Here is a 25,507-nt window from a genome sequence, read left to right on the forward strand (position 1 = left end):
GCGCGCGACATCACCGAGGCGGCGTATCAGTGTCGGCATGGCCACAGGGCGACGGCGAGATGGCCGCGCGCATCCGCGACTTCGGCTGGGAGCGGACGCCGCTGGGGCCGCCCGCCCGCTGGCCGGAGCGCCTCAAGGTGATGGTCGAGCAGGTGCTCGCCAGCCCGCTGGTCGCGTCCCTCGTCTGCGGGCCCGAGCGCCTCCTGATCTACAACGACGCCGCCGCCCGGCTCTACGGCGCCCGGCACCCCGAGGGTCTCGGCCGGCCGCTCGCGCGCACGTTCCCGGAGGGGTGGGCGACGGTCGCGGACTTCTACGCGCGCGCTTTCGCGGGCGAGGCCGTGCAGGTGGCCGGGCAGCCGCTGGACACCCGCGGCGAGGGCGCCGCGGAGGACGTCTTCGACGCGCTCCTCGTGCCCGTGCGCGACGCCGACGGGAAGGTCATGGCCGTCCACATGACCGGCTTCGAGATCGGTGAGCGCCTGCGCGCCGAGGCCAAGCTGCGGACGAGCGAGGCCCGGTACCGCCACCTCTTCGACGCCATCGACGAGGGCTTCTGCACCATCGAGGTCCTGCTCGACGCGGCCGGGCGGGCGGTCGACTACCGCTTCCTGTCCGTGAACGCGGCCTTCGAGCAGCAGACCGGGCTCCGCGACGCGGTCGGCCGGACGGTCCGGGCGCTGGCGCCCGACCTCGAGCCGCACTGGTTCGAGACCTACGGCCGGATCGTCCGAACCGGCAAGGCGGAACGCTTCGAGGACCGCGCCGACGCGCTCGGGCGCTGGTACGAGGTCTACGCCTTCCCGATCGGGGCGCCGGAACGGCGGCAGGTGGCGGTCCTGTTCAAGGACATCCTCCAGCGCAAGCGCGCCGAGGATCGGCTGCGCGCGAGCGAGGAGCGGTTCCGCGCCCTCGTCACGGCCAGCTCGGACGTCATCTACCGCATGAGCCCGGACTGGAGCGAGCTGCGGGTCCTGGAGGGCCGCGGCTTCCTGGCCGACACCGTCACCCCGAACGACGACTGGCTGAGCGCCTACATCGATCCGGCCGACCAGCCGCGCCTGCGCGAGGCCATCCAGCGGGCGATCCGATCCAAGACGATGTTCGAGCTGGAGCACCCCGTCCGGCAGGCGGACGGGAGCCTGGGCTGGGCGCTGTCCCGGGCCGTGCCGCTGCTCGACGATGACGGCGAGATCCGCGAATGGTTCGGCGCCGCCAGCGACGTGACCGCGCGCAAGCGGGTGGAGGACGATCTGCGCGCGAGCGAGGAGCGGTTCCGCGGGCTGGTCGAGGGGTTCGGTCAGTTCAGCTGGGAGGCCTCGGCCGAGGGCCTCATCGAGGTCGACAGCCCGGGCTGGCGCGCGTTCACCGGGCAGCGCCCGGACGAGTGGCTCGGGCGCGGCTGGATCCACGCGATCCACGCGGACGACCGGGCGCTCACGGAAGCGAAGTGGCGGCAGGCCGTCGCGACGCGGACGGCGGTCGATCACGAGTATCGCCTGTGGCACGCCCCGAGCGCGTCCTGGCGGTGGTCGAACGTCCGCGCGGTGCCGATCACGAACCCCGACGGGTCGATCCGCAAGTGGTCGGGGGTGAACATTGACGTCACGGACCACCACAGGCTGCTGGCGCGCCAGGAAGTGCTGATCAACGAGCTGCAGCACCGCACGCGCAACCTCCTCGGCGTCGTCAGCGCCGTGGCGGGCAAGACACTGCGGCAGGGCAGCTCGGTCGAGGCGTTCGAGGCGCGGCTGCAGGCGCTCAGCCGCGCGCAGGGCCTGCTCAGCCAGTACGGCAGCGACTCGGTCGAGGTGGGCGCGCTGGTGCGCGCCGAGCTGGCCGCCTACGTCGACGGCGCGACCGACCGCATGACCGTCGCCGGCCCCGAGGTGCACCTGACCGCGCGACAGGTGCAGAACTTCGCCCTCGCCGTCCACGAGCTGACGACCAACGCGGTCAAGCACGGGGGGCTCAAGACCGGGACCGGCCATCTCAGCGTCACCTGGGAGATCGTGCGCGACCGGCGCGAGCGCCGCCGACTGGCCCTGTGCTGGATCGAGAGCGGCCTGCCCGCGCAGGCGGCGCGCGTCACCCGCCGCGGCTACGGGACCGAGTTGATCCAGGAGGCGCTGGCATATGCCCTGGGCGCCACGGTCGAGTACGCGCTGGACCGCGACGGCGTGCGCTGCCGCATCGAGATGCCGGTGTCCTAGGTTGCGCGAAGGCCGCGATGCGCGCGCGATCCGTCAACGTTGGTCAGCGGCTTCCGCGATCACGAGACCGTCCACCCGAAGCATTCGAGCATCATCATCTCGGATCCAGCGCGAGAAAATTCAACGACAACCGTTACAGCGCGATCTACCGCGTCCCGACCGGCAGATAATATCGTCTGACGGCGCCCCAGTTACGATCGTAACCAAAAACTCTTCCGACAGACACGAAAGCGGCCGATCACCGAACTTACTATGCATCTCGGACAGTCATGAGGTCTGAGAATGAACGGTGTCGCCCCCTCGATCCGCCCTGCCGCGCGAGCCGGAGATCCGGACGCGGCGTTTCTCGCGACCGTCGCGGCGCTTCGGCCCCTCATCGCGGAGCACCGGTCGGCCCTCGCTGTCGGCCCGGACCTGCCGGAGCCGGTCGCAGAGGCGCTCATCGACGCCGGTCTCGCGCAGCTCTGGCTTCCGCGGGGCCTGGGCGGTCCTGAAGCGCATCCGCTGAGCGTCCTGGCGGCGATCGAAGCTCTGGCGGAACTCGACGGTTCGGTCGCCTGGTGCGCCGCGATCTCGTCCGGGGGCGCGTCACGCTTCGCCGACCTGATCGACGCGGACGTGATGCGTTCGCTCATCCCTGCCGGCAGGAAGTTCGCGGGCAGCGGGAGCGGCCAGCCGACGGGAACAGCGGTTCGCCATGGATCCGGCTGGCGGATCAACGGACGCTGGTCCTGGGCGAGCTTCTGCCGCTACAGTTCCGTGTCCGCATTGATGTGTGTGGAGATCGAGGGCGAGCGGCCGAAGCTCGACGAGAACGGGCGGCCGTCGCTGCGCGGCGTCTTCATCGCCTCGAAGGATGTCGAGGTCGTCGGCAACTGGAATGCCGGGGGGCTCCGGGCCAGCGGGAGTCACGACGTCGCGTGCACCGACATCTGGGTGCCGAACGCGCAGACCATCGACGGCGCGAGCCTCATGATGCCTCGCGACAGAAGGCCCCTCTACATGCTGCCCATGGCATCGGCGGCCGCGATCGCCGCCATCGGTGTTCCGCTCGGGATCGCCCGGGCCTCGATCGACGCGTTCATCGATCTCGCGCAGACGAAGACGCCGCATGGCGGCAAGGTGCCCCTGAGACTTCGCGAGGATGTCCAGGTCGCGATCGCGCGTGCCGAGACGAGCCTCGAAGCCGCGCGCGCCTTCGCCCGGGACACGGTCTCCGAATTCTGGTGGGAAGCCGAGAACGGCCGTCCGATAACGCTCGCGTGGCAGGCCAAGCTTCGGCGGGCCTGCTGGTACGCGGGCCATGTCGGGAAGCAGGTGGTCACGAGCATGTACGAGGCGGCCGGCAGTTCCGCCGTCCTCGAAGACCTGCCGTTCGCGCGCCAGCTCCGCGATGTCTACGCGGCCTGCCAGCACATGCATTATCAGGACCGGCTGCTCGTGCCGACCGGCCGCATCCTTCTGGGCCTCGAAGCCGACGCGCCGTTCATCTAGAGCCGTCGCCGATCACGCATGCGCCGACCGCTCCTCGCGCCACGGTCGCCCCCGTTCCTCGGGACCCCATCGAGGAGGGACGCGACCCTGGCTTCACGAACAGGCGTTCTCGACCTTCGAGAAGATGGTCGTCTCGAGCGCGACGTGATCGGCCACGGCCTTCGGCTGCGAGGACCGTTCGACGGCGTGGAAGACCGCGTGGATCGCCTCGGCCGTCTTCTCGTCGGTCCGGACGAGGCGCCCGGTCCAGGCCGTGATCTCCTGGGGCGACGACGTGCTGGTCACGAAGCCGATGATGTCGCCCTCGGCCGTGCCGACGAGGATGCGGCTTCGATGCGTCTGCGCGAAGCCGGGATCGGCGGCGGTGTAGGTCCCGGAGACCGCCTCGCCCATCTGGAGGAGGCGGAGTTCCGCGCCGGCTTGGCTCCGCCAGACACCATCGAACATCGTTGCTCAAGCCCGCCGATCGAGCGGCCGCTCGCACGGCCCATCACAAGCGATATAGCAGATTTGATATAACGGATGCGCGAGCCCGGCAATGCTGGGGCGCGGTCCGCGTCTCGTGAGGCCCTGAGCGCGGCCCCGCTACCAGAGGGCCCCGTGCGGGTGGAACCGCACGGCGTCGCCCGGCACGACCTCGGTCCGGTCATCCTCCAGCTCCACGAGGCCGTCGGATTCGGTGAGCGATGACAGCATGCCCGCGCCGTCGCGCTGGAACTTCCGGGCCTCCCAGGCGCCGTCGGCGTCCCGGGCGAGGCTGACCCGGACGAACTCCCTGCGGCCCGCGCGCTTCCGATAGGGAAAGGCCGCCCTGACGGTGAATCCGCGCGACGGCGCGTAGGCCTCGCCGGCGAGCCGGGCGAGGAGCGGCCGCACCACGAACAGCAGGGTGACGTAGACAGCCACCGGGTTGCCCGGCAGGCCCAGGAACGGCTTGCCGTCGATCATGCCCATCGCGACCGGCCGTCCCGGCTTGATCCCCAGCCGCCAGAACACGAGGCGCCCGATGCTCTCGACGGCGGTCTTCACGTGATCCTCGTCGCCGGTCGACACGCCGCCCGAAGTCAGGATCACGTCGTGCTCGGCGGCCGCCGCCGAGAGCCTGGCCGCGAGGGCCGCCGGGTCGTCGCGGATGACGCCGAGGTCGCGCGCCGCGACGCCCATCCGCCGGAGAAGAGCGAGCAGCAGGACGCGGTTCGAGTCGTAGATCGCGCCCGGCCCCAGGGGCGACCCGGGCTCGACGAGTTCGTTGCCCGTCGAGAACACGCCGACCCGCAGGGTGCGGCGGACCTTCAGCGTGCGCAGGCCGACCGCGGTCGCCAGGGCCAGGTCCTGCGGCCGGAGACGCCGGCCGGCCGCGATGATCGTCGAGCCCTTCGCCGCGTCCTCGCCGGCGTCGCGGCTGTTGGCGCCCCGCTTCAGCCCGAGCGGCAGGGACACCCGGCCGTCGGGCAGGACCTGGACGTCCTCCTGCATGAAGACGGTGTCGGCCCCCGCCGGCATCGGGGCCCCGGTGAAGATCCGGGCGGCCGAGCCCGCCACCGACACGCCTTCGGGGGAGGCGCCGGCCGCGACGACCGCGCCGACCGGCAGGATCGTCGCATCGGAGGCGCGCAGGTCCGCGAAACGGACCGCGTAACCGTCGACGGCCGAGTTGGGGAACGGCGGGACGTCGATGGGCGCGACGCAATCCTCGGCCAGGACGCGCCCGTCGGCGTCCGGGACGGGAACGTCCTCGGTGCCGACGATCGCTGCGAGCCGCTCGCCGAACAGCGCGTGCGCGTCCTCGATGGTCATCAGAGGACCGCCGAACGCGAAGCAGTCGTCGCTGAGCTGGGCCATCCGGCTAGAGCCTCCCGAGGACGTCTTCGAAGGGAACGGCCACGTCGAGCATCAGCCCCGTCACCGCCGCCGCGTCGTTCAGATCTACGACGGGAATGCCCGAGGCCGGAAACGCGACGTCGCTCGCGATGCCCACGATGGTGGTGTCCAGCGGATGGAGGGGCGGGCGGCCGTTCTCGGCGCGATGGACCTCGATCTTGGGGATTGGCTCCCGCTTGTACCCTTCCACGACGACGAGGTCGCACGGGCTGATCCGCCGCAGGAGCTGGCCGAGGCTCGCCTCCTGCTCGTCGCGCAGCTCGTGGACCTGGGCCCAGCGGCGGCCCGACGAGATCAGAACCTCGCTCGCGCCCGCCCTGCGGTGCTCGTAGGAATCCTTCCCAGGCCAGTCCGTGTCGAAGTCGTGATGGGCGTGCTTGATGGTCGCCACCCGCACCCCGCGGGCGACGAGCAGGGGGATGGCCCGGACCAGCAGGCTGGTCTTGCCGGCCCCGCTCCACCCGGCGAGTCCGATTACGCGCATGCCGGACACCGCTGACAGCCCCTCTCGTGCCGTTCCCACTGCCCCGCGCGAGGGCTCAGGGCAAGCGTCGGCCGCACCGCCGGGACGCGTGACCCCGGCGTCACGCAAATTGAAACGACTTCAAAAACGATATAACACCTCCGCTATAACGGCTGCCATTTGGTATGCCACGAGCGAGCGCCACGCCAACGGACCCGAACGGGCACGCCATGCACGACTTCAACCGTCCCTCGATCGCGCAGGCCTGAGCATGGGCGACGCATCCTCCGCGGCGGACTGGGCCGCCATCGTGACGGACGCCTACTGCGCCGACGCGAAGCCGCCGCTCACGCAGGAGCTCGCCGGCCGGGTCCGCGACGCGCTCGCCCAGGCGGCCGCGTCGCCGGCCGGAGACGCGCCGGGCTCCCTGATGGACCGCCTGAACGACGCCCTCGACGCGTTCGAGACCGAGCTGCGCTCCGTCGTCGGACCCAGGGTCACGTCCCTGGACGAGGCGACGGGCACGGCCACGATGAAGCCGCGGTCCGAGGCCGGCCAGCCGCTCCGGGCCTTCGGCGGCCAGTAACCTCCGACCGGCCCTCAGGACACCGCGACCACCCGTCCCAGCAGTTGGAAATCAGATACCGCATGAGTGAGGCACCGGGGACAGTCAGGACTTTCTCGCATCCCGGCCGGGGGCGGAACAAGGCGCGCAGCGTCCCCAAGGGGCGCCAGGTCGAGCCGCGGGCGAAGGTCGAGATCGAGGAGCTTCTCGGCTCCCGCTCGCGCCAGCGCGACCTGCTCATCGAGCACCTGCACCTGATCCAGGACACCTACGGCCAGATCAGCGCCGAGCACCTGGCGGCGCTCGCCGACGAGATGGCCCTGGCCTTCGCCGAGGTGTTCGAGACCGCGACCTTCTACGCGCATTTCGACGTCGTGAAGGAGGGTGACGCCTCGATCCCGCGGCTGACCGTCCGGGTCTGCGACAGCATCACCTGCGCGATGTTCGGCGCCGACGAGCTGCTGGAGACGCTCCAGCGGGAACTCGCCTCCGACGCCGTCCGCGTCGTGCGCGCGCCCTGCGTCGGCCTGTGCGACCACGCGCCCGCCGTCGAGGTCGGGCACAACTTCCTGCACAAGGCCGACCTCGCCTCCGTGCGGGCCGCGGTCGAGGCCGGCGACACGCACGCCCATATCCCGGACTACGTCGACTACGAGGCCTATCGGGCCGCCGGCGGGTACGCGACCCTCGACCGGCTCCGCAGCGGGGACCTTCCGGTCGACGACGTCCTGAAGGTGCTCGACGACGGCGGCCTGCGCGGCCTCGGCGGCGCGGGCTTCCCGACGGGGCGCAAGTGGCGCTCGGTGCGCGGCGAGCCCGGGCCCCGGCTGATGGCGGTCAACGGGGACGAGGGCGAGCCGGGCACCTTCAAGGACCAGCTCTACCTCAACACCGACCCGCACCGCTTCCTCGAGGGCATGCTGATCGGCGCCCACGTCGTCGAGGCGCCGGAGGTCTACATCTACCTGCGCGACGAGTATCCCATCTCCCGCGAGATCCTGACGCGCGAGATCGCGAAGCTCCCCGCGGGCGGCCCGCGCATAGACCTGCGCCGCGGCGCCGGCGCCTATATCTGCGGCGAGGAATCCTCGCTGATCGAGTCCCTCGAAGGCAAGCGCGGGCTGCCGCGGCACAAGCCGCCGTTCCCGTTCCAGGTCGGCCTGTTCAACCGTCCGACGCTGATCAACAACATCGAGACGCTGTTCTGGGTCCGCGACCTGATCGAGCGGGGCGGCGACTGGTGGAAGAGCCACGGCCGCAACGACCGCGTCGGCCTGCGCTCCTACTCGGTCTCGGGGCGCGTGAAGGAGCCGGGGGTGAAGCTCGCCCCGTCCGGCCTCACCATCCAGGAACTGATCGACGAGTATTGCGGCGGCATGGCGGAGGGCCACACCTTCGCGGCCTACCTGCCGGGCGGCGCGTCGGGCGGCATCCTGCCGGCGTCGATGAACGACATCCCGCTCGATTTCGGGACGCTGGAGAAGTACGGCTGCTTCATCGGCTCCGCCGCCGTCGTGATCCTGTCCGACCGGGACGATGTGCGCGGCGCCGCGTTGAACCTGATGAAGTTCTTCGAGGACGAGAGCTGCGGGCAGTGCACCCCCTGCCGTTCGGGGACCCAGAAGGCCCGCATCCTGATGGAGCAGGGCGTCTGGGACACCGAGCTCCTGGGCGAATTGTCCCAGTGCATGCGGGACGCCTCGATCTGCGGCCTCGGCCAGGCCGCCTCGAACCCGCTCAGCAGCGTCATCAAGTACTTCCCGGACCTGTTCCCCGCCCCGCGCGCCGCGGCTGCCGAGTGAGGCAACCGATGGTACCGGCGAATTCTATCCCGATGTCCGAGCCAGGAGCGGCCGCATGAGCAACGCCCCCGAACAGCGCGGCGACAAGACCGAGAAGCCCGAGATCCGGGCCGACGGGCTGCAGGATGCGGGCGGCCCCGCGCCGGGCCCGAAGCCGGGAGCCGGCGGCTCCTACTCGGAAGGGGCGAAGGCGGGCGGCCAGGCGGCCCCGGAGCCGTCGGGCTTGCACGATCTCAAGGAGCGGCCGACCGCCCCCTCGACCATCGCGTTCGAATTCGACGGCCAGCAGGTCGAGGCCGCCCCCGGCGAGACGATCTGGGCCGTCGCCAAGCGCCTCGGCACCCACATCCCGCACCTCTGCCACAAGCCCGAGCCGGGCTACCGCCCGGACGGCAATTGCCGCGCCTGCATGGTCGAGATCGAGGGCGAGCGCGTGCTGGCCGCCTCGTGCAAGCGCACGCCGGCCGTGGGCATGAAGGTCAAGTCCGCGACCGAGCGCGCCACCAAGGCCCGCGCTATGGTGCTCGAGCTGCTCGTGGCCGACCAGCCCGAGCGCGCGACCTCGCACGACCCGACATCGCACTTCTGGGTGCAGGCCGACTTCCTCGACGTGTCCGAGAGCCGCTTCCCCGCGGCCGAGCGCTGGACCGGCGACTTCAGCCACCCGGCCATGAGCGTCAATCTCGACGCCTGCATCCAGTGCAACCTCTGCGTCCGCGCCTGCCGCGAGGTCCAGGTCAACGACGTGATCGGCATGGCCTACCGCTCGGCCGACGCGAAGGTGGTGTTCGACTTCGACGACCCGATGGGCGGATCGACCTGCGTGGCCTGCGGCGAGTGCGTCCAGGCCTGCCCGACCGGCGCGCTGATGCCGTCCGCCTACCTCGACGCCGAGCACAACACCCGGACGGTCTATCCCGACCGCGAGGTGACCTCGCTGTGCCCCTATTGCGGCGTCGGCTGCCAGGTCTCCTACAAGGTGAAGGACGAGAGGATCGTCTACGCCGAGGGCGTGAACGGCCCGGCCAACCACAACCGGCTCTGCGTGAAGGGCCGCTTCGGCTTCGACTACGTCCACCACCCCCACCGCCTGACGGCGCCGCTGATCCGCCTGGACAACGTCCCGAAGGACGCCAACGACCAGGTCGACCCGGCCAACCCGTGGACGCACTTCCGCGAGGCGACCTGGGAGGAGGCGCTCGACCGCGCCGCCGGCGGCCTCAGGACGGTCCGCGACACCCATGGCCGCAAGGCGCTCGCCGGCTTCGGCTCCGCGAAGGGCTCGAACGAGGAGGCCTACCTCTTCCAGAAGCTGGTGCGGCTCGGGTTCGGCTCGAACAACGTCGACCACTGCACCCGGCTGTGCCACGCCTCGTCGGTCGCCGCCCTCATGGAGGGCCTGAACTCGGGCGCCGTGTCGGCGCCGTTCTCGGCGGCGCTCGACGCCGAGGTCATCATCGTGATCGGCGCCAACCCGACCGTGAACCACCCGGTGGCGGCGACCTTCCTCAAGAACGCCGTGAAGCAGCGCGGCGCCAAGCTGATCGTCATGGACCCGCGCCGGCAGGTGCTGTCGCGGCACGCCTACAAGCACCTCGCGTTCAAGCCCGGCTCGGACGTCGCGATGCTCAACGCGATGCTCAACGTGATCATCGAGGAGCGGCTCTACGACGAGCAGTACATCGCCGGCTACACCGAGAACTTCGAGGCGCTCAAGGAGAAGATCGTCGAGTTCACGCCGGAGAAGATGGCCTCGGTCTGCGGCATCGACGCGGAGACCCTGCGCGAGGTCGCCCGGCTCTACGCCCGGGCCAAGTCCTCGATCATCTTCTGGGGCATGGGCATCAGCCAGCACGTCCACGGCACGGACAACTCGCGCTGCCTGATCGCGCTCGCCCTCGTCACGGGGCAGATCGGGCGCCCCGGCACCGGCCTGCATCCGCTGCGCGGCCAGAACAACGTCCAGGGCGCGTCCGATGCCGGCCTGATCCCGATGGTCTACCCGGACTACCAGTCGGTCGAGAAGGCCGCGGTGCGGGAGATGTTCGAGGAGTTCTGGGGTCAGAAGCTCGACCCGCAGAAGGGCCTCACCGTCGTCGAGATCATGCGGGCGATCCACGCCGGCGAGATCAAGGGCATGTTCGTCGAGGGCGAGAACCCCGCGATGTCCGACCCGGACCTGAACCACGCCCGGCACGCCCTGGCGATGCTCGACCACCTCGTCGTGCAGGACCTGTTCCTGACGGAGACCGCCTTCCACGCCGACGTGGTGCTGCCGGCCTCCGCCTTCGCCGAGAAGGCGGGCACCTTCACCAACACCGACCGTCGCGTGCAGATCTCGCAGCCGGTGGTGTCCCCGCCGGGCGACGCGCGGCAGGATTGGTGGATCATCCAGGAACTGGGGAAGCGCCTCGGCCTGCCCTGGAACTACGGCGGCCCGGCCGACATCTTCCGCGACATGGCCATGGTGATGCCGTCGTTCAACAACATCACCTGGGAGCGCCTGGAGCGCGAGGGCGCCGTGACCTACCCGGTCGACGCGCCGGACCAGCCCGGCAACGAGATCATCTTCTACGCCGGCTTCCCCACCGAGAGCGGGCGCGCGAAGATCGTCCCGGCCGCCGTGGTGCCCCCGGACGAGCTGCCGGACGAGGACTACCCGATGGTCTTGTCGACCGGCCGCGTGCTCGAGCACTGGCACACCGGATCGATGACCCGGCGCGCCGGCGTCCTCGACGCGCTGGAGCCCGAGGCGGTCGCCTTCATGGCCCCGAAGGAGCTCTACCGGCTCGGGCTGGAGCCCGGCGACACGATGAAGCTGGAGACGCGCCGCGGCGCGGTCCACCTGAAGGTGCGCTCCGACCGCGACGTGCCGGTCGGCATGATCTTCATGCCGTTCTGCTACGCCGAGGCCGCGGCCAACCTGCTGACGAACCCGGCGCTCGACCCGATGGGCAAGATCCCGGAGTTCAAGTTCTGCGCGGCCCGGGCCTCCGCCGTCCACACGGCCATGGCCGCCGAGTAGGCGGCGTGATCTCCGGCGGCGCGCCCAGGCGTGCCGCCGGACCCTGGCGGCGGACATCGGGCTGATCCTGTTTCCAATTGATCAGCCCGGTGCCGTCCTTGCGAGCGGAGCGGAGCAATCCAGTCGGCGCGACGCTGACAGATATCACGCGGCCCTGGGTCGCTTCGCTGCGCTCGCGATGACGCAGCGGGCTGCACAGACCGAAGCCGACGCCCGACCGTCGAGAGACCGCTTCCCACGGAGGCCCACCTCTGCGCGGCCTCGCTCCTACGAATCGGCCTTCATCAGCGAGGCGAGAAGGTCGAGTTCGCCCGCCACGGCCTCCGAGGCGAGCCGCTCCATGCGCAGGTAGCTGTCGAGGATGGCGTCGCCCGTGCTGGTCAGGACCGCCCCGCCGCCCCGGCGGCCGCCCTTGCTCGCGGAGACGAGCGGCTCCTGGAACGCCTTGTTCAACGTGTCGATGAGGTACCAGGCTCGCTTGTAGCTCATGCCCATCCGGCGCCCCGCGGCGGCGATGGAGCCGGTGTCGCGGATGCCGCTCAAGAGGGCGGCCTTGCCCGGTCCCAGCAGGGTGTCCGAGCCCAGCTCGATCCGCAAACTGATGCTCGTGTCCTCGCCCAACGCACACCGCCGCTTCGCCGGAGGCCCCAGCGCCTCGCAGGCGTCCCTACGCGAAACGGTCGCGTCGATCATCCCGGCGGGCGACAGGATCGTCCGTCCCGTTCCGTCGAGGCCGGCCAACGGTGCGCACGTCACGCGGCTCACGCGGCGGGCGTGAAGCCCAGAGCGCGCAGCGCGGCGGCCGTCTCGGGCTCGCCCAGCAGGCTCAGGAAGGCCGCGAGCGCCGGCATCTCCCGCGCGTCCGCGCGATACGCGAGGTCGTAGGCCTCCTCCGTCAGCGGGCGGAAGCCCAGCCCGTAGGCATCCGCGACGCTCGCGATGGCCACGCCCCAGTCCGCCCTGCCCTGCGAGACCGCCGCGGCGACGGCGTTGTGCGAGCGCGGCTGGTTCCAGAACCCCGCCGGCCGGGCACCGTTCAGCAGCCCGTCCACGAGCAGGCGCGTGCCCGATCCGGCGTTGCGGTTGACCATCACGGCGTCGGGGTCGGCGAGCGCCGCGGCGACCGCGTCCGCGGCGTCGCGCCCTTCGAACCGGGCGTCGCCGCGGCGGAACACGACGCCCTGGAGGCGGCACCACCCGGGCGCGAGGGACAGGCCCTCGGTGAGGAACGGGGCATTGTACCGGCCCGTCTCGGGATCGAAGAGGTGCATGGCGGCGACATCGCACTCGCCGCGCCGCAGGGCGGCGAGGCCGCCGGCCGACCCGACCCAGATGGTGCGGGCGCGGTACCCTCGCTCGCCGAGCAGGCCGACCACCCGGTCCAGGCCGATGCAGTGGCTGCCGACGATCGTCAGGTCCGGCGCCCGCACGCCGGCGCCCAGGCGGACCACGGCGACGCCCTCCCCCGCCTCGACGCCGGCGCGCGCGGCCGGAACCGCGAAGAAGCCGTCCGCCTGCGAGAAGGCGGTGACCGAACCCGAGCCCTTCGGCAGCGGCAGGGCGATCGTCCCCTCGCGACCGTGGGCGAGGGAGGTCATCACGAACTCGGTGCGGCCGAGTTCGGAGGGCACCCGCTGGGACACTTGCGCCGCGATCGTCTCGTCCTCGCGCGGCGGCAACCCGGCGAGCGCCCGCACGTACGGCACGACGAAGTCGTGGAAGGTGAACATCGCGGAGGTGGGGAACCCCGGCAGGACGATGACCGGCTTTCCCTGCGCCACCGCCACGCAGAGCGGCTTCCCGGGCTTCAGGGCCACGCCGTGGAACAGGATTCCCGGCTCGCCGAGGCGGGACAGCACCCGGTGCGACACGTCGCCGGCGCCTTTGGACGTGCCGCCCGAGAGCACGACGAGGTCGCTGTCCCGGAGGGCGGACCGGAGGGCGGCCTCGAGGACGGAAGCCTCGTCGCGCACGATCCCGAGCCGGACCGGCTCCCCGCCGTTCTCGGTCACCGCGGCCGCGATGATCGCGCCGTTCGAATCGTAGATCGCGCCCTCGGGCAGGGGCTCGCCCGGTGCGACCAGCTCGTCCCCCGTGGACAGGATTGCGACCCGCGGGCGTCCTGTGACGTCGACGGCCGCCAGGCCGCACGCCGCCAGCATGCCGATCTCGCGGGCGGTGATCCGCGTTCCCGCGCGCAGCACCGTCTCGCCGCGGGCCATGTCGGCCCCGGCATAGCCCACGAACTGCGCCGGCCGCACCGCGGTCAGGACATCGACGGTAAGGCTCCGGGCGTCGAACTCCGTGTGCTCGACCATCACCACCGCGTCGGCGCCGCGGGGGATCACGCCGCCGGTGGCGATCGGCGTCGCCGTACCCGGCTGGACGACGACGGTCGGCGCGACGCCGCAGGCGAGGATCTCGCGGTTCAGCGTGAGACGCCGCGGGCTCGCCGGCCCGGCGCCTTCCGTGTCGGTCGCGCGCAGGGCGAAACCGTCGACCAGGGACCGGTCGAAGGGCGGGACGTCCATGGGCGAGGCGACGTCGCGGGCCAGAACGCGCCCGAGCGCGTCGTCCAACGACACCGTCTCGGACGGCAGGCGCGCGTGCGGGACCGCCGCCCGGAACCGCGCGAGCGCGTCGTCCCGGCTCATCACCCGGAGAAACTGCTCCTGGCTCGAGGCCGCGGCGAGGCGCGCGACGAAATCCGCCGCCCCGTCACGGTCCGCGTCGGCGCTCACAGGGCCCAAACCTCTACCTCCTCGCCGGCCCGGAAGCCTTCGCTCTCCGGCTCGACCACGACGATGCCGTCCGCCTGCACCAACCGACCGAGCGGAAGGCCGGCTCCGCCCAGCGGCTCCACGCCGTCCGACCCGCTCCGGACGAAGACGACCTCGGACAGACCGATCGACGAGACGATCTTCCGGAGGAGGACGTGCCGCCGCGGCGAGCGCTCCCGCGCGCCGGCGAGCCGCGCGATGAGCGGACGGCCGAGGGCCAGGAACGCGGCGAGCGCCGCCTCGGGAGGCCCGGGCACCAGGAGGACCGGCCTGCCGGCCGCGGAGCCGACCGCGGTGGTCTCCCCGGGCCGCAGGGCGATGCCGTGCGCGCGGACGTCTCCGGCGCGGGCGAGGGCCGCCGCGCTGTGGTCCGAGCGGCCGAAACCGCTGCCCCCGACCACCAGCACCGCGTCCGCCGTGCCGCCGCGGATCGCCTCGGCGATCTCCTCGCCCCCCCGGGCGCGAACCGCCTCGGTCGCCCCGCCCGCCCGCGCGATCAGACGCCCGAGCAGGGGCGACACGGTATCGAGGCTGGACGTCCCGGCGGTGACGACGCGCAAGCGCGGCTGACGGACGTCGACCGCCTCCAGGCCGGCCGCCTCCAGGACGAGCAGGTGAAGGGGCTCGATCCGGGTGCCGGCCTCGATCAGCCGCGCGTTGGCGGCGACGTCCTCCCCCGCTCCGCGCACGCCCTCCCGCGGGGCGATGTCCGCGACGACCATGCCGTCCGCGAATCCCTCCGGGGGCAGGACGGCATCGGTGCCCGACGGCAGCGGCTGTCCCGCCTCGACCCAGGGTGGCGGTCGCGCCGGGAAGATCGGCGCGTAGGCCGACGCGCCGCCCACCGCGGCGGCCGCGACCGCGAAGCCGTCCCGCATCGCCGTCGGGCCCGTGGGCACGGCAGCGTGCGCGACGACCGCTCGCGCGGCGACGCGTCCGAGCGCCGCTGCGAGCGGGACGGTCGCGGGTTCGACGGGAGCCGCCGCGCCGCTGAGCAGGATCGCCGCCTCCCGAAGCGGGATCAGCGCCGAGGACGCATTCCGGATCATCGTGGCGGCGATGCGCCATCCGGGTTCGATGATCAAGGGCCGGCGCGGCGGCCGACCCGCCGACACGACAATGGTCGCCCCGGGCGATATGCTCGCCGCCTATCCGCACGCGCTCCCCTGACAGGCATGACAGGTCCATTCCGCCGAACCTGCGTCACGAGGTCGGCCTCGACGGCTGATCTCGCCATCCGCCTCGTCCGATTCCCGAGGACCGGCCCGGGGGCATGATGCAGACGCTCCAGGACATCCTCTCCCGCCTGTTCAGCCTGGATCGGGACGTGCTGGCGATCGCGTGGCTGTCGCTGCGTGTCAGCCTCACCGCCGTCGGCATCGGTCTCGTGCTCGGCATACCCCTGGGTGCGTTCCTGGCCGTCGCCCGCTTCCCCGGACGCGGCGCCGCGGTCGGCCTGCTCAACGCCTTCATGGGGCTGCCGCCGGTGCTCGTCGGCCTCGCGCTCTACCTCGTCCTGTCCCGCTCCGGTCCGCTCGGACCGCTCGGCCTGCTGTTCACCCCCGCCGCGATGATCGCCGCGCAGGCGACGCTCGCGACCCCGCTCGTCGCCGCACTGACGCAGCAGGTCGTCGCCGACGCCCGGGTGCATCTCGGGGAGCAGCTGCGCTCCCTCGGGCTCTCCGCACCGCGTCAGGCCGCGGCGATGATCTACGACGTGCGCTTCTCCCTCGTGACCGCCGCGCTCGCCGCGTTCGGCCGGGCGATCTCGGAGATCGGCGCGGTCCTCGTCGTCGGCGGGAACATCGACGGGTATACCCGCACGATGACGACGGCGATCTCCCTGGAGACCCAGAAGGGCGATCTCAGCCTCGCCCTGGCGCTCGGCCTCGTGCTGATCGGCCTCGTTCTGGTGGTGAACGTCGCCGTGGCCCTGCTCCGCCGGCACGCCGCGCGGGTGTACGGATGAGCGCGACACCGGCCATCCGCCTCGAGGACGTGACCCTGGTCCTCGACGGTCGGACGGTGCTCGACCGTCTCTGCCTGGAGGTCGCTACGGGCAGCGTCACGGCCGTCATCGGCCCGAACGGGGCGGGCAAGAGCGTCACCCTGAGGGTCGTCGACGGGCTCCTGCGGCCCGACGGCGGCACGGTGCAGGTCGGCCCGCACCGGCGGGCCTTCGTGTTCCAGCGGCCGGCGCTGATCCGCGCGACCGCGGCCGCGAACGTCGCGCTGGCTCTCGGAGACCTGCCCCGTCCTGCGCGGGCCGCGCGGGTGGAGGAGGCGCTCGCCCGCGTCCGCCTCTCCGAGCGCGCCCGCGATCCCGCGACGCGGCTCTCCGGCGGCGAGCAGCAGCGGCTGGCGCTGGCCCGTGCCTGGGCGGTCGGCCCCGACCTGCTCCTCCTCGACGAGCCGACCGCGAACCTCGACCCGGCCTCGACCGAGATCGTCGAGGGATTGGTGTCCGCGATGGCGCGGGCGGGCACCACGGTCGTGCTCGTCTCACACAATCTCGGGCAGGTGGCGCGCCTCGCCGACGCGGTGATCGTGCTGGCCTCGGGCCGCGCCGTCGAGCATGGTCCCGCCCGACAGATCCTGTTCTCGCCCCGGACGTCCGAGGCGCGGGCCTACCTCGCTGGGGAATTGCCGTGGACGCCTTTCGTCGCCGCCTCCTGACCCTGGGACTGGCCGCGCTCCTGAGCGCGGCTGCCCTCCTGCCGCCGGCCGAGGCCGAACCGGTGTCGATCGTCGTCGCCTCGACGACCTCGACCGAGCAGTCCGGCCTGTTCAAGCACATCCTCCCGCTCTTCCGGGAGGCGTCCGGGATCGACGTGAAGGTCGTCGCCCTGGGCACGGGACAGGCGCTCGACGCGGCGCGCCGCGGCGATGCCGACGTGGTCCTGGTCCACGACCGTCCGGCCGAGGACAAGTTCCTCGCCGAGGGCTTCGCGAAGCGGCGGTACGACGTGATGTACAACGATTTCGTGCTGATCGGCCCGGCCTCCGATCCGGCCGGCGTGCGCGGCCTGGGCGTGCGCGAGGCCTTCGCCAAGCTCGCGGCCAGCAAGGTGGCGTTCGTGTCGCGCGGGGACCGCTCGGGCACTCACAGCGCCGAGCTGCGCAGCTGGAAGGAGGCGGGCGTCGATCTCGCGGCCGTGCGCGGCCCCTGGTACCGGGATGTCGGCCAGGGCATGGGCCCCGCGCTCAACACGGCCTCGGCCCTCGGCGCCTACATCCTCGCCGACCGGGGGACCTGGCTCGCGTTCAAGAACCGCGCCGACCTGGTCATCCTGGTTCAGGGGGACCGGAGCCTGTTCAACCCCTACGGCGCGATGCTGGTGGATCCCGACAGGCACCCCGGCGTGAAGGCGAAGCAGGGACAGGCCTTCATCGACTGGCTCGTCTCACCGGAGGGGCAGCAGGCGATCGCGGGCTACAAGGTCGGCGGCGAGCAGCTGTTCTTCCCGAGCGCCGGCGCGCCCGTGACGCGCTGAACCCGGGATCCCCGGGTCGAAGCGCCGGATCGCCGTCGACGCGCGCGCCTGCCCGTCCCGGGCATCCGCGAGGGTGGGCGGCGGATCTCGCCGGCATTCGCCATCGTGCGGCTCGGAGACCGGCCAGGGACGATGGTCGGCCGGGTCGGGGCGGCGCGGGACGTCGCGATCCGCTTCACCGAACCGGAGGTGCCGAGCGCGCGTTTGGCCGAGGTCACCCAGGACTGTGCGGGTCCACCGTCGCGAGGGAGATCATCGTGGTCGGGCATTCAACCGAGCGGCCTGAGACGCCCCCGGAACCCGCGGCGCCCGAACACTCCGCGTTCGGCGCGTACAGCTCTCCACCCTGCTTCATGCACGAGCTCGGCCCCGACTTCGTCGGCCCGGCGGCGGAGCCTCGGCCTTCCGAACCCTGCGGTCCTGAGAGCGCCGCATCCGACTGGCCGAGCATGCGGCAATGGCGAAAGGAGACCCGCGCCGCGCTCATCGCGCGGCGGGTCGGCATCTCCGCCCAGGACCGCGCCGCCCGGAGCGAGCGGATCGAGCAGGGTCTCCGAGCCGCTCTACCTTCGGCATCGGGCCTATCGATCGGTCTCTACTGGCCCTTCAGGGGCGAGTTCGACGCCAGATCCCTCCTGACGGAGCTGCGCGGAAGCGGGGCGCGACTGGCGCTTCCGGTCGTCGTCGAGAAGGCGCGCCCGCTCCAGTTCCGGGTCTGGTCGCCGGGCGAGCGCATGATCCGCGGCGTCTGGAACATACCCGTTCCCGCAGAGGGCGAGATTGTCGACCCGGACGTCCTGATCGCGCCGCTCGTCGGCTTCGATCAGGCAGGGTACCGCCTGGGATACGGCGGCGGCTTCTATGACCGGACCATCGCGTCCAGGTCGACGAAGCCGCGGGTCATCGGCGTCGGCTTCGAGTTCGCGCGGCTCGCGACGATCCACCCGCAGGCGCACGACGTCCCCATGGACATCATCGTGACGGAAGGCGGCGTCTGGCCCCGCACGGAGCGACCCTGATCGCGCCGCGGAGCGGGCCGGTGTCCGCGCTGGCCGGCTCGGCAGGGCCTGGCCCAGGACCGTTCGGCCTGAGGTCGGCGGATGAGGGCGCGGGGGTCTCAACCGAGGCTCCTGATCGGGGGGGCCCTTGGAACAGGCGGCCGCGGCGGCTCGTTCAGGCGTCACGGCCCGCCACGTTGGCGAGCCGGTGACGACCAGGATACAGCCATGGCTACAGGCACCGTGAAGTGGTTCAACGAGACCAAGGGCTACGGTTTCATCCAGCCCGACGATGGCGGCAAGGACGTGTTCGTTCACATCTCGGCCGTCGAGCGTGCGGGCCTTCGCTCCCTCAACGAGGGTCAGAAGATCTCCTATGACGTCGAGGCGGACCGCCGCAGCGGCAAGGAGAGCGCCGCCAACCTGAAGGCTGGCTGAGCACCGCGCGACGAGTGGCCTGTATCGGGGCCGCTCGTCACAGATCGGGCTTCGAACTCGGGGCAGGAGACCGCGTCAGGCTCTCGATCTCCCGCATCGGTCTCCCCGACTTGCGGGCGATCTCCTCTTCCTGCTCGGTGATGAGAGTGCGTGCCGGCTCGTCGCCGTCGAGGCCGCCCAGGATCTCGGCTGGCACGCGCCGATTCGAGGCGCGGCTGCCGTCGGCGTAGGTGACGTCGAACAGCACGAACCCCTGCACCTTCGGCAGAGACTTGGTACGCTTGGCCATGAGGGATATGCCGGCTTCTCGGACGAGGCGAACGCCGTCGCGGCCCCTGCGTCTTGCAGGCGCGACGCGCGGTCAGGAGCGCGTCTCATAACCCATCCTTCCCGTTTGCCGGAATATCCATGGCGCCGGCCCACAGAGGGACGCCTGTGACATCTTGGAGGCACATCGACACCGGCCTCGTTCCCGGCGGGAGCCCGTTGCACCTGATGCAGCGGGGCCACGAGTTCTCCATCGTCGCCGACACGATCGAGCTGATGAACAGCACCCGCGGGGCCTCCGAGGAGGCGCTGGCGATCCTCGCTTGCGGCCGGGTGCGCGGGCGGGGCGCGGCGCGGGTGCTCGTCGGCGGCCTCGGAATGGGGTTCACCCTGCGCGCGGCCCTGCGCAACCTTGAGCCCGAGGCGCGAGTCACGGTCGCCGAGTTGGTACCGACGGTCGCGGCTTGGGCGCGCGGACCGCTCGCGGGCGTCTTCGCCGGCTGCCTCGACGACGCCCGCGTCGATCTGCGCGAAGCCGATGTCGACCACCTGATCCGGTGCGGCCCGGCCGCCTGGGACGCGATCCTGCTCGATGTCGACAACGGACCGGAAGGGTTCGTGCGCCCGGAGAACGATCGCCTCTATGGCAAGCACGGGTTGGAATCGGCGCGGCGGGCGCTGCGGCCGGGCGGCGTGCTCGGCGTCTGGTCGGCCAATCCCGACCGCAAGTTCAAGGCGCGCCTCCAGCGCTCGGGTTTCGCCGTCGAAGAGGTTCGCCCCCACGCGAACGGGCGCAGCGGCCCGCGGCACGTGGTGTGGATCGCGACCTCCGCCGGCCCGACGGTCTGACCCTTCCTGAACGTTGATTGGGCCGCGTTCCGGCCCTGATGGCCTTGCCTCGGCAGCGAGCGGGCGTCCGTCGCACTCTATCCTTCGCGTCCCGGCCCTCTTACACTCGATCTGTCGCCGGATCGGCCAGACTTCAGGTTCCGGCGGCTTGGGGGACGCGTGCCCCCTCCTACGGAGCCGTGAGCCCGCGATGGCCGACCTCATCGATTTCCCCGGAAAACGCCGAGGCTCCGGCTCGGCCTACCGGTTGCACCGGTTCGGCGCGGACGGCAGCGACCGCGGCACGGTCCTCATCCGAGCCCGCGACGACGCGGAGGCCAGGCATCAGGCCGACAGGCTGGCCGAGGGATTGTTGGCCGAGCTGTGGTCCGGGGACCGGCTCCTGGATCACTTCGCGCCGGCCGGCCACCCGGTTGCGGCCTGCATCGGTCCCCTGCGCGACGGGCCCTGATCCCGCGGACGCGCTGGCCTGCCGGCGCCGCGAGCCAGCCGTTGTTACATTGTTGCATGCTCTCGCGCGAGGTGCGATACGCCGCGGATGTCAGCTGAGGCCACGCTCTGGGATCTGGTGACCGCCGAGCGTATCGCCATCGAGGATGTCGGCGCCGCCGTCGACGCCTACCTGGCAGAACCGACCAACCAGGATCACGCCATCGGTCCGGACCACGTGCTCGATCTCGCGGCGGCCGTCGCGGCCCACCCCTCCGCGCCCGCGATCGTGGTCGACACCGAGTCCGACGAGCCGTCGCGCCGCATGGCGGTGCGGGCGGCCCTGCTCATGAGCCGCCCCACCACCCGATCAAACAGCGACTGAGATTGCGGCCACCCGCGCCCGTCCGCCGGACGACCGGCGGCGGCGTGCGGGTTTACTGGTCGTCATCGTCGTCGTTGACCTCGACGAGATCGCTGGTGTCGTCATCGTCCTCATCGACGACGAGGTTGTCGTCGTCGACCTGCTCCCCGTCGTCCTCGATGTCGAGCGCGTCGTCATCCTCAGCGTTGCTGTCCGTGTCCTTCTCGGCCTCCTCGGCCTCGACCTCGTCCAGCGAGACGAGTTCGGGGCCCTCCGTCTCGTCCTCTTCGTCGCTCGGCGCCTCTTTGCGCGCGACGACGGGAGCGCTCCCCCTGGAATACGATGTCGCGGCAGCGATCGGCACGACCTCGCCCGAGTAGGGCGAGATCACGGGATTCTTGCCGAGATCGTAGAACTTCTTCCCCGTCGTCGGGCAGATACGCTTCGTGCCGAGGTCCGGACGCGCCACTGAGACTCTCCCTGAAGGCCGTGAGACGCTGGATCGCCAGCGAGCATGCGGTGATGTCTACCACAGTCAGCAGCCCGATGCCCCGCCTCTTCGCGCCGAGCGAGGCGTGTCTGCACGACAGAGGTGCCGACACGCGATCGGCAGAGGAGGCAGAGGGGGAAAGTGCGGCGGGGCCCGACCTCCGTGATGCCGGGCGATGTCGCGGACGCTGCGGTGACGCAGCGACCGCGATGTCCGCGATGCGGGTAGGACGTCATCCAAATAGGGGTGGTGCTCCGGAGCACGTCGCGCCGTGATGTGTGGTGCTTAATCGTGTCTCGCACCGTCATCGCCGATGGGACTTGTGCGGCGCAGGTGCTGGAGGGTCTCCACCATGTTGACTCGCACCGTCATAGGCCTCGTCGCCCCCGTCTGCCTCGCCGCCGCGTGGGCCACGCCGTCCCTGGCACAGCCGGCCGCCAACGGCGGGCCGAAGTTCCTCATCCACGGCAACTACTGCGGCCCCGGCAACAACGCGCCTCTGCCGCCTATCGACGCCCTCGACGCAGCCTGCGCCCGCCACGACGCCTGCACGCCGGATATCGGACTTCCGACAAAGGCCTGTAACCTTCGACTGGAACGCGAGGCAGCCGCGGTTGCTCGGGATCCGCGGCAGCCGGACAATGTGCGCTCCCTCGCCGGATTCGTCGCGTCGTTCGCGGCGTCGAACGCGTCGAGCCCGGCGCCGACGGTGCTCCCCGCGAGACTGGCGCGCTGAGAGCCCGACGCATCCGCCACCATTCGCCCGCGCGGGCGCAGGGCGCCGGCTCGAACCGGAAGCCGGCGGGATCGCCGGCCGTGGGGGTTCATCCCGCCTGCGCCGTCTGCCGCCCCCGGTCCCGCGCGCGCGCAGGAATCCGGTGACGGCGATGGCGCGCGCGGGGCCCGCCGCGGCCGGCCGGGCGGGCCGCGTTGCGCGAGCGTGGGGGCCTACCGTCCGCTGGGCGCGGCGTAGCTGCCGGTAACGCCGTTACCCCGGCTGCTGCCGCCCGCAGAGCCGGGGGTCTTGTTCCGGACGAAGCTCGCACCCGGATAGCGCCGCTGGACCCGCGACATCGAATGTCGCCGCACGTGATGGCGCCTCATCCGGACGTCGGTGAGCATGTCGGACGGCGACGAGAGGCCGGTCGCGGGGCCCGCGGGAACGGCCGAGGCGGGGACAGCCAGGACGCCGAGGCCGACACCTGCGAGCGCGGCGAGAACGAGAATGCGCATAGAGCTCCTCCATGCCTCGGCGGAGATGGATCGCCTCGGCATGGAGGGAAGACCTGAAGCGCGCGTCTGGTTCAATGAGCGGGCCTTCGTGAGCGCAGTCTGCCGGGCGGCCGCGACGCCGGCGGCAGAGACAGCCTGGTCACGCGCGGTCACAGCTGCGCCGCCAGCGCGATTAATCCCGGACGCCGCGTGCGCAGCGGCACGTCGCTCCGAGACAATCGCCCCCATATCAGTGTCACGCAAGATGAAATGGACCGTAAGTCTCGGACTGTACTGCGTAAAGGAGCAAGAATTAGCCTATGAAGACCCGTATCGCCGCTACCGTCACCGCTCTCATGCTCGCCGTAGCTCCGATCTCGTCCGCCATGGCCTACGATCGTCCTGCCTGGACTGGCTCCACGCCCTACGATGTCGAAACCACGGGCTCGTTCGGCGCCCCGTTCGGCGGCCGCTACGACCGCGACCCCTGGACCTGCCCGCAGAGCTCGGCCGCGGAGGGCAATGCCAACCAGCAGAACTTCCCGGTCAAGCAGTACGGCCAGACCGCCGGCGGCAACCGCTGCTGAGGTCGGGGGACACGATGCTGAAGGCCTTCTCCTACGCGATGATCGGCGCCTTCCTGGGCGGCCTCATGATGACCGTCGTCGGCTCGGCCGGCGTGCTGATGGGCCTGTGAACCCGGCAGGATGCCGGCGGCCACCCGGTAACGGACAACGAGACTGACGCGAGCGGCGGGGTGCGAGCCTCGCCGCTTTCGCGTGTCCTGCCGCTCGATCCGCCGATCCGACCTGCCCGCTCGCCGGCTTGTGGCGCGGACGAGAAACCGTGTCCCATGTAACGCGCGCGGTCACGCGCCGAAATCCACCTGTAACAGAAGCATTGCGTTATCGATCCGCGCGTCGAACGCGGGGCGCGCGCCGCTTCGCGCGGCAGCCCGATCGCGGCGCCACTGATGTTCCGGCAATCCCGACGAGGCGATTGCTGGAGCGCGGAGACGTGAGCGTCGGAGTTTTCTGCCCGATCCTCGATTGACCGAGATCATTCCGATCCGCTGCTACAGGTGAGACCTTCCAGATCATGAGCACTTCAGACGCCCTCGACCGGGCCGATTTCGCGCGGCGGGCGGGGGAGAACCAGGCCCGGCTGACCGCCGACCTGAAACCGGCCTACGACTTCGTCGTCTGCGGCGCGGGCGCCTCCGGGTCGGTCGTCGCGCGGCGGCTGGCGGAGAACCCCGAGGTGCAGGTGCTCCTGCTCGAGGCGGGCGGCTCGGACGACGCCGAGGCCGTGCTCGATCCCGCCCTCTGGCCGACCAATCTCGGCGGGGCGCGGGACTGGGGCTTTCGCGCGGAGCCGAATGCCCACCTGAACGGACGCACGCTCTCCATGGCGATGGGCAAGGGCCTCGGCGGCGGCTCCAGCGTCAACGTGATGGTCTGGGCGCGCGGCCACCGGTGCGACTGGGACGCCTTCGCCGCCGAGGCCGGCGACGCGGCCTGGGGCTACGAGAGCGTCCTCGACATCTACCGGCGCATCGAGAACTGGCGCGGCGCCTCCGATCCGGCGCATCGCGGAAGCGGCGGTCCGGTCTGGGTGCAGCCCGCCTCCGATCCCAGCCCCGTGGCCCACGCCCTGCTCGACGCCGCGCGGGACCTCGGCATCCCGACCTTCGACAACCCCAACGGGCGCATGATGGAGGGGCCCGGCGGCGCGGCGATCACCGACATGCTGGTCCGCGACGGCCGGCGCGTCTCGCTGTTCCGCGCCTACGTCCATCCCTGGCTCGACCGCCCCAACCTGACCGTCCTCACGGACGCGCTCGTCCGCCGCGTGACCTTCGACGGCCGCCGCGCCACGGGGGTCGAGTTCGTCCACGCGGGCGCGGTCCGGACGGTCGGCGCGCGTGCCGAGACGGTCCTGTCGATGGGGGCGATCCACACACCCAAGGTGCTGATGCTCTCGGGGATCGGCGACCGGGACGAGCTCGGGGCGCTCGGCATCCCGTCGGCGCAGCACCTGCCCGGCGTCGGACAGAACCTTCAGGACCACGTGTCCTTCGGCTGCACCTGGGAATATGCCGACCCGATCGCGCCGCGGAACAGCGGCAGCGAGGCGACCCTGTACTGGACGAGCCGGCCCGGCCTCTCGGCGCCGGACCTGCTGTTCTGCCAGGTCGAGTTTCCGGTTCCGAGCGAGCAGACCGCGGCGCGCGGCGTTCCGGCCCAAGGCTGGACGATGTTCGCCGGCCTCGCGCAGCCCGCCAGCCGCGGCCGCCTGCGGCTGCGGAGCGCCGACATGGCGACGCCGCCGGTCATCGAGGCGAACTTCCTGTCCCACCCGGCCGACGTGACGGCGGCCGCGGCCTGCGTCGATCTCTGCCGCGCCCTCGGCAACGCGCCGGCGTTCCGCCCGTACGTGCGCGCGGAGGCCATGCCGGGTCCGCTGTCCGGCGCGGCGATGGCGGACTACATCCGCGATGCCGCCGTCACCTACTGGCACCAGAGCTGCACCGCCCGGATGGGCCGCGACGCGCTGGCGGTCGTGGACGGTGCGCTCCGGGTCTACGGCATCGACGGCCTGCGGGTCGCCGACGCCTCGATCCTGCCCCGCGTGACCACCGGCAACACCCAGGCGCCGTGCGCGGTGATCGGTGAACGGGCCGCCGAGATGCTGAAGCGCGCGCACGGCCTGTAACGCCCGTCGCCGCAGCGAGCACGATCGG

General features: G+C 71.6%; 24 protein-coding genes. 16 read left to right on the top strand and 8 right to left on the bottom strand.

The features are described from left to right. Nucleotides 1–59 precede the first annotated feature (59 nt). Both C4T42_RS11745 and C4T42_RS11750 read left to right on the top strand, forming a co-directional pair. A complete protein-coding gene (locus C4T42_RS11745) occupies nt 60–2,213 on the top strand; it encodes a PAS domain-containing protein (RefSeq protein ID WP_103985125.1) in 2,154 nt (717 codons plus the stop codon). Between the two features lie 282 nt (nt 2,214–2,495). Further along, nucleotides 2,496–3,707: an acyl-CoA dehydrogenase family protein gene (locus C4T42_RS11750; protein ID WP_020094836.1), complete on the top strand. Its 1,212-nt coding sequence runs from the start codon at nt 2,496–2,498 to the stop codon at nt 3,705–3,707. Between the two features lie 93 nt (nt 3,708–3,800). On the opposite strand, the gene C4T42_RS11755 is transcribed toward C4T42_RS11750, so the two are convergent. The 3 genes from C4T42_RS11755 to mobB all read right to left on the bottom strand — a co-directional run bounded on the left by C4T42_RS11755 (nt 3,801) and on the right by mobB (nt 6,072). Continuing rightward, nucleotides 3,801–4,154: an avidin/streptavidin family protein gene (locus tag C4T42_RS11755; RefSeq protein ID WP_020094837.1), complete on the bottom strand. Its 354-nt coding sequence runs from the start codon at nt 4,152–4,154 to the stop codon at nt 3,801–3,803. A gap of 138 nt (nt 4,155–4,292) precedes the next feature. Beyond that, nucleotides 4,293–5,549 carry a gephyrin-like molybdotransferase Glp gene (gene glp, locus C4T42_RS11760; RefSeq protein WP_020094838.1) on the bottom strand — a complete coding sequence of 419 codons (1,257 nt, stop codon included), beginning with the start codon at nt 5,547–5,549 and terminating at the stop codon, nt 4,293–4,295. A 4-nt stretch (nt 5,550–5,553) separates the two neighbouring features. After that, nucleotides 5,554–6,072, bottom strand: a complete 519-nt coding sequence (gene mobB, locus C4T42_RS11765; RefSeq protein WP_042675035.1) for a molybdopterin-guanine dinucleotide biosynthesis protein B — start codon at nt 6,070–6,072, stop codon at nt 5,554–5,556. Nucleotides 6,073–6,322: 250 nt separating this feature from the next. Between mobB and C4T42_RS11770 the strand changes: the two genes are divergently transcribed. The 3 genes from C4T42_RS11770 to fdhF all read left to right on the top strand — a co-directional run bounded on the left by C4T42_RS11770 (nt 6,323) and on the right by fdhF (nt 11,443). Beyond that, the gene (locus C4T42_RS11770; RefSeq protein WP_020094840.1) at nt 6,323–6,637 is read left to right on the top strand and encodes a hypothetical protein; all 315 of its coding nucleotides are present in this window, start codon (nt 6,323–6,325) and stop codon (nt 6,635–6,637) included. Nucleotides 6,638–6,699: 62 nt separating this feature from the next. Next, nucleotides 6,700–8,418 (top strand): NAD(P)H-dependent oxidoreductase subunit E, encoded by a 1,719-nt coding sequence (locus tag C4T42_RS11775; RefSeq protein ID WP_020094841.1) that lies wholly within the window; start codon nt 6,700–6,702, stop codon nt 8,416–8,418. 55 nt (nt 8,419–8,473) lie between these two features. After that, complete coding sequence (fdhF, locus tag C4T42_RS11780; protein WP_103985126.1) at nt 8,474–11,443, top strand: formate dehydrogenase subunit alpha; 2,970 nt, start codon at nt 8,474–8,476, stop codon at nt 11,441–11,443. 267 nt (nt 11,444–11,710) lie between these two features. Here the strand turns inward: fdhF and C4T42_RS11785 are convergent, their stop codons facing one another. The 3 genes from C4T42_RS11785 to C4T42_RS11795 all read right to left on the bottom strand — a co-directional run bounded on the left by C4T42_RS11785 (nt 11,711) and on the right by C4T42_RS11795 (nt 15,272). Then, a complete protein-coding gene (locus C4T42_RS11785) occupies nt 11,711–12,040 on the bottom strand; it encodes a winged helix-turn-helix domain-containing protein (RefSeq protein ID WP_020094843.1) in 330 nt (109 codons plus the stop codon). 164 nt (nt 12,041–12,204) lie between these two features. After that, entirely contained in the window at nt 12,205–14,184 is a 1,980-nt protein-coding gene (locus C4T42_RS11790; protein ID WP_020094844.1) for a molybdopterin biosynthesis protein, read from the bottom strand. Continuing rightward, a complete protein-coding gene (locus C4T42_RS11795) occupies nt 14,181–15,272 on the bottom strand; it encodes a molybdopterin-binding protein (RefSeq protein ID WP_020094845.1) in 1,092 nt (363 codons plus the stop codon). The genes C4T42_RS11790 and C4T42_RS11795 overlap by 4 nt, the downstream gene beginning before the upstream one ends. A 224-nt stretch (nt 15,273–15,496) precedes the next feature. On the opposite strand from C4T42_RS11795, the gene C4T42_RS11800 reads away from it, so the two are divergent. From C4T42_RS11800 to C4T42_RS11820, 5 genes are all read left to right on the top strand, one after another. Next, nucleotides 15,497–16,192 carry an ABC transporter permease gene (locus C4T42_RS11800; protein WP_020094847.1) on the top strand — a complete coding sequence of 232 codons (696 nt, stop codon included), beginning with the start codon at nt 15,497–15,499 and terminating at the stop codon, nt 16,190–16,192. Continuing rightward, nucleotides 16,189–16,899, top strand: coding sequence for an ATP-binding cassette domain-containing protein (locus C4T42_RS11805; protein ID WP_020094848.1), 711 nt, complete (start codon nt 16,189–16,191; stop codon nt 16,897–16,899). Before C4T42_RS11800 ends, C4T42_RS11805 begins: the two co-directional genes overlap by 4 nt. Next, the gene (locus C4T42_RS11810) at nt 16,872–17,717 is read left to right on the top strand and encodes a substrate-binding domain-containing protein (protein ID WP_020094849.1); all 846 of its coding nucleotides are present in this window, start codon (nt 16,872–16,874) and stop codon (nt 17,715–17,717) included. The genes C4T42_RS11805 and C4T42_RS11810 overlap by 28 nt, the downstream gene beginning before the upstream one ends. A gap of 353 nt (nt 17,718–18,070) precedes the next feature. Next, the gene (locus C4T42_RS11815; RefSeq protein WP_103985127.1) at nt 18,071–18,736 is read left to right on the top strand and encodes a 5-formyltetrahydrofolate cyclo-ligase; all 666 of its coding nucleotides are present in this window, start codon (nt 18,071–18,073) and stop codon (nt 18,734–18,736) included. Nucleotides 18,737–18,943: 207 nt separating this feature from the next. Then, nucleotides 18,944–19,153: a cold-shock protein gene (locus tag C4T42_RS11820; RefSeq protein ID WP_020094851.1), complete on the top strand. Its 210-nt coding sequence runs from the start codon at nt 18,944–18,946 to the stop codon at nt 19,151–19,153. Nucleotides 19,154–19,190: 37 nt separating this feature from the next. On the opposite strand, the gene C4T42_RS11825 is transcribed toward C4T42_RS11820, so the two are convergent. Next, complete coding sequence (locus C4T42_RS11825; RefSeq protein WP_020094852.1) at nt 19,191–19,442, bottom strand: hypothetical protein; 252 nt, start codon at nt 19,440–19,442, stop codon at nt 19,191–19,193. Nucleotides 19,443–19,588: 146 nt separating this feature from the next. Between C4T42_RS11825 and C4T42_RS11830 the strand changes: the two genes are divergently transcribed. The 3 genes from C4T42_RS11830 to C4T42_RS11840 all read left to right on the top strand — a co-directional run bounded on the left by C4T42_RS11830 (nt 19,589) and on the right by C4T42_RS11840 (nt 21,083). Continuing rightward, a complete protein-coding gene (locus tag C4T42_RS11830; RefSeq protein ID WP_026605205.1) occupies nt 19,589–20,269 on the top strand; it encodes a hypothetical protein in 681 nt (226 codons plus the stop codon). Between the two features lie 190 nt (nt 20,270–20,459). Beyond that, nucleotides 20,460–20,720, top strand: coding sequence for a hypothetical protein (locus C4T42_RS11835; protein WP_020094854.1), 261 nt, complete (start codon nt 20,460–20,462; stop codon nt 20,718–20,720). An 87-nt stretch (nt 20,721–20,807) separates the two neighbouring features. Then, nucleotides 20,808–21,083, top strand: coding sequence for a hypothetical protein (locus C4T42_RS11840; protein WP_103985128.1), 276 nt, complete (start codon nt 20,808–20,810; stop codon nt 21,081–21,083). A gap of 52 nt (nt 21,084–21,135) precedes the next feature. On the opposite strand, the gene C4T42_RS11845 is transcribed toward C4T42_RS11840, so the two are convergent. Continuing rightward, a complete protein-coding gene (locus tag C4T42_RS11845) occupies nt 21,136–21,531 on the bottom strand; it encodes a TIGR02300 family protein (protein WP_020094856.1) in 396 nt (131 codons plus the stop codon). Between the two features lie 373 nt (nt 21,532–21,904). On the opposite strand from C4T42_RS11845, the gene C4T42_RS11850 reads away from it, so the two are divergent. From C4T42_RS11850 to C4T42_RS11865, 3 genes are all read left to right on the top strand, one after another. Further along, a complete protein-coding gene (locus tag C4T42_RS11850; RefSeq protein WP_042672250.1) occupies nt 21,905–22,288 on the top strand; it encodes a hypothetical protein in 384 nt (127 codons plus the stop codon). 796 nt (nt 22,289–23,084) lie between these two features. After that, nucleotides 23,085–23,351 carry a hypothetical protein gene (locus C4T42_RS11860; RefSeq protein WP_042672249.1) on the top strand — a complete coding sequence of 89 codons (267 nt, stop codon included), beginning with the start codon at nt 23,085–23,087 and terminating at the stop codon, nt 23,349–23,351. 511 nt (nt 23,352–23,862) lie between these two features. Further along, entirely contained in the window at nt 23,863–25,479 is a 1,617-nt protein-coding gene (locus C4T42_RS11865) for a GMC family oxidoreductase N-terminal domain-containing protein (protein WP_020094861.1), read from the top strand. The last annotated feature ends 28 nt before the right edge of the window (nt 25,480–25,507 follow it).

Origin of the sequence: Methylobacterium sp. 190mf, assembly GCF_900107945.1 — a bacterium.
In the GTDB taxonomy this organism is placed as follows: domain Bacteria; phylum Pseudomonadota; class Alphaproteobacteria; order Rhizobiales; family Beijerinckiaceae; genus Methylobacterium.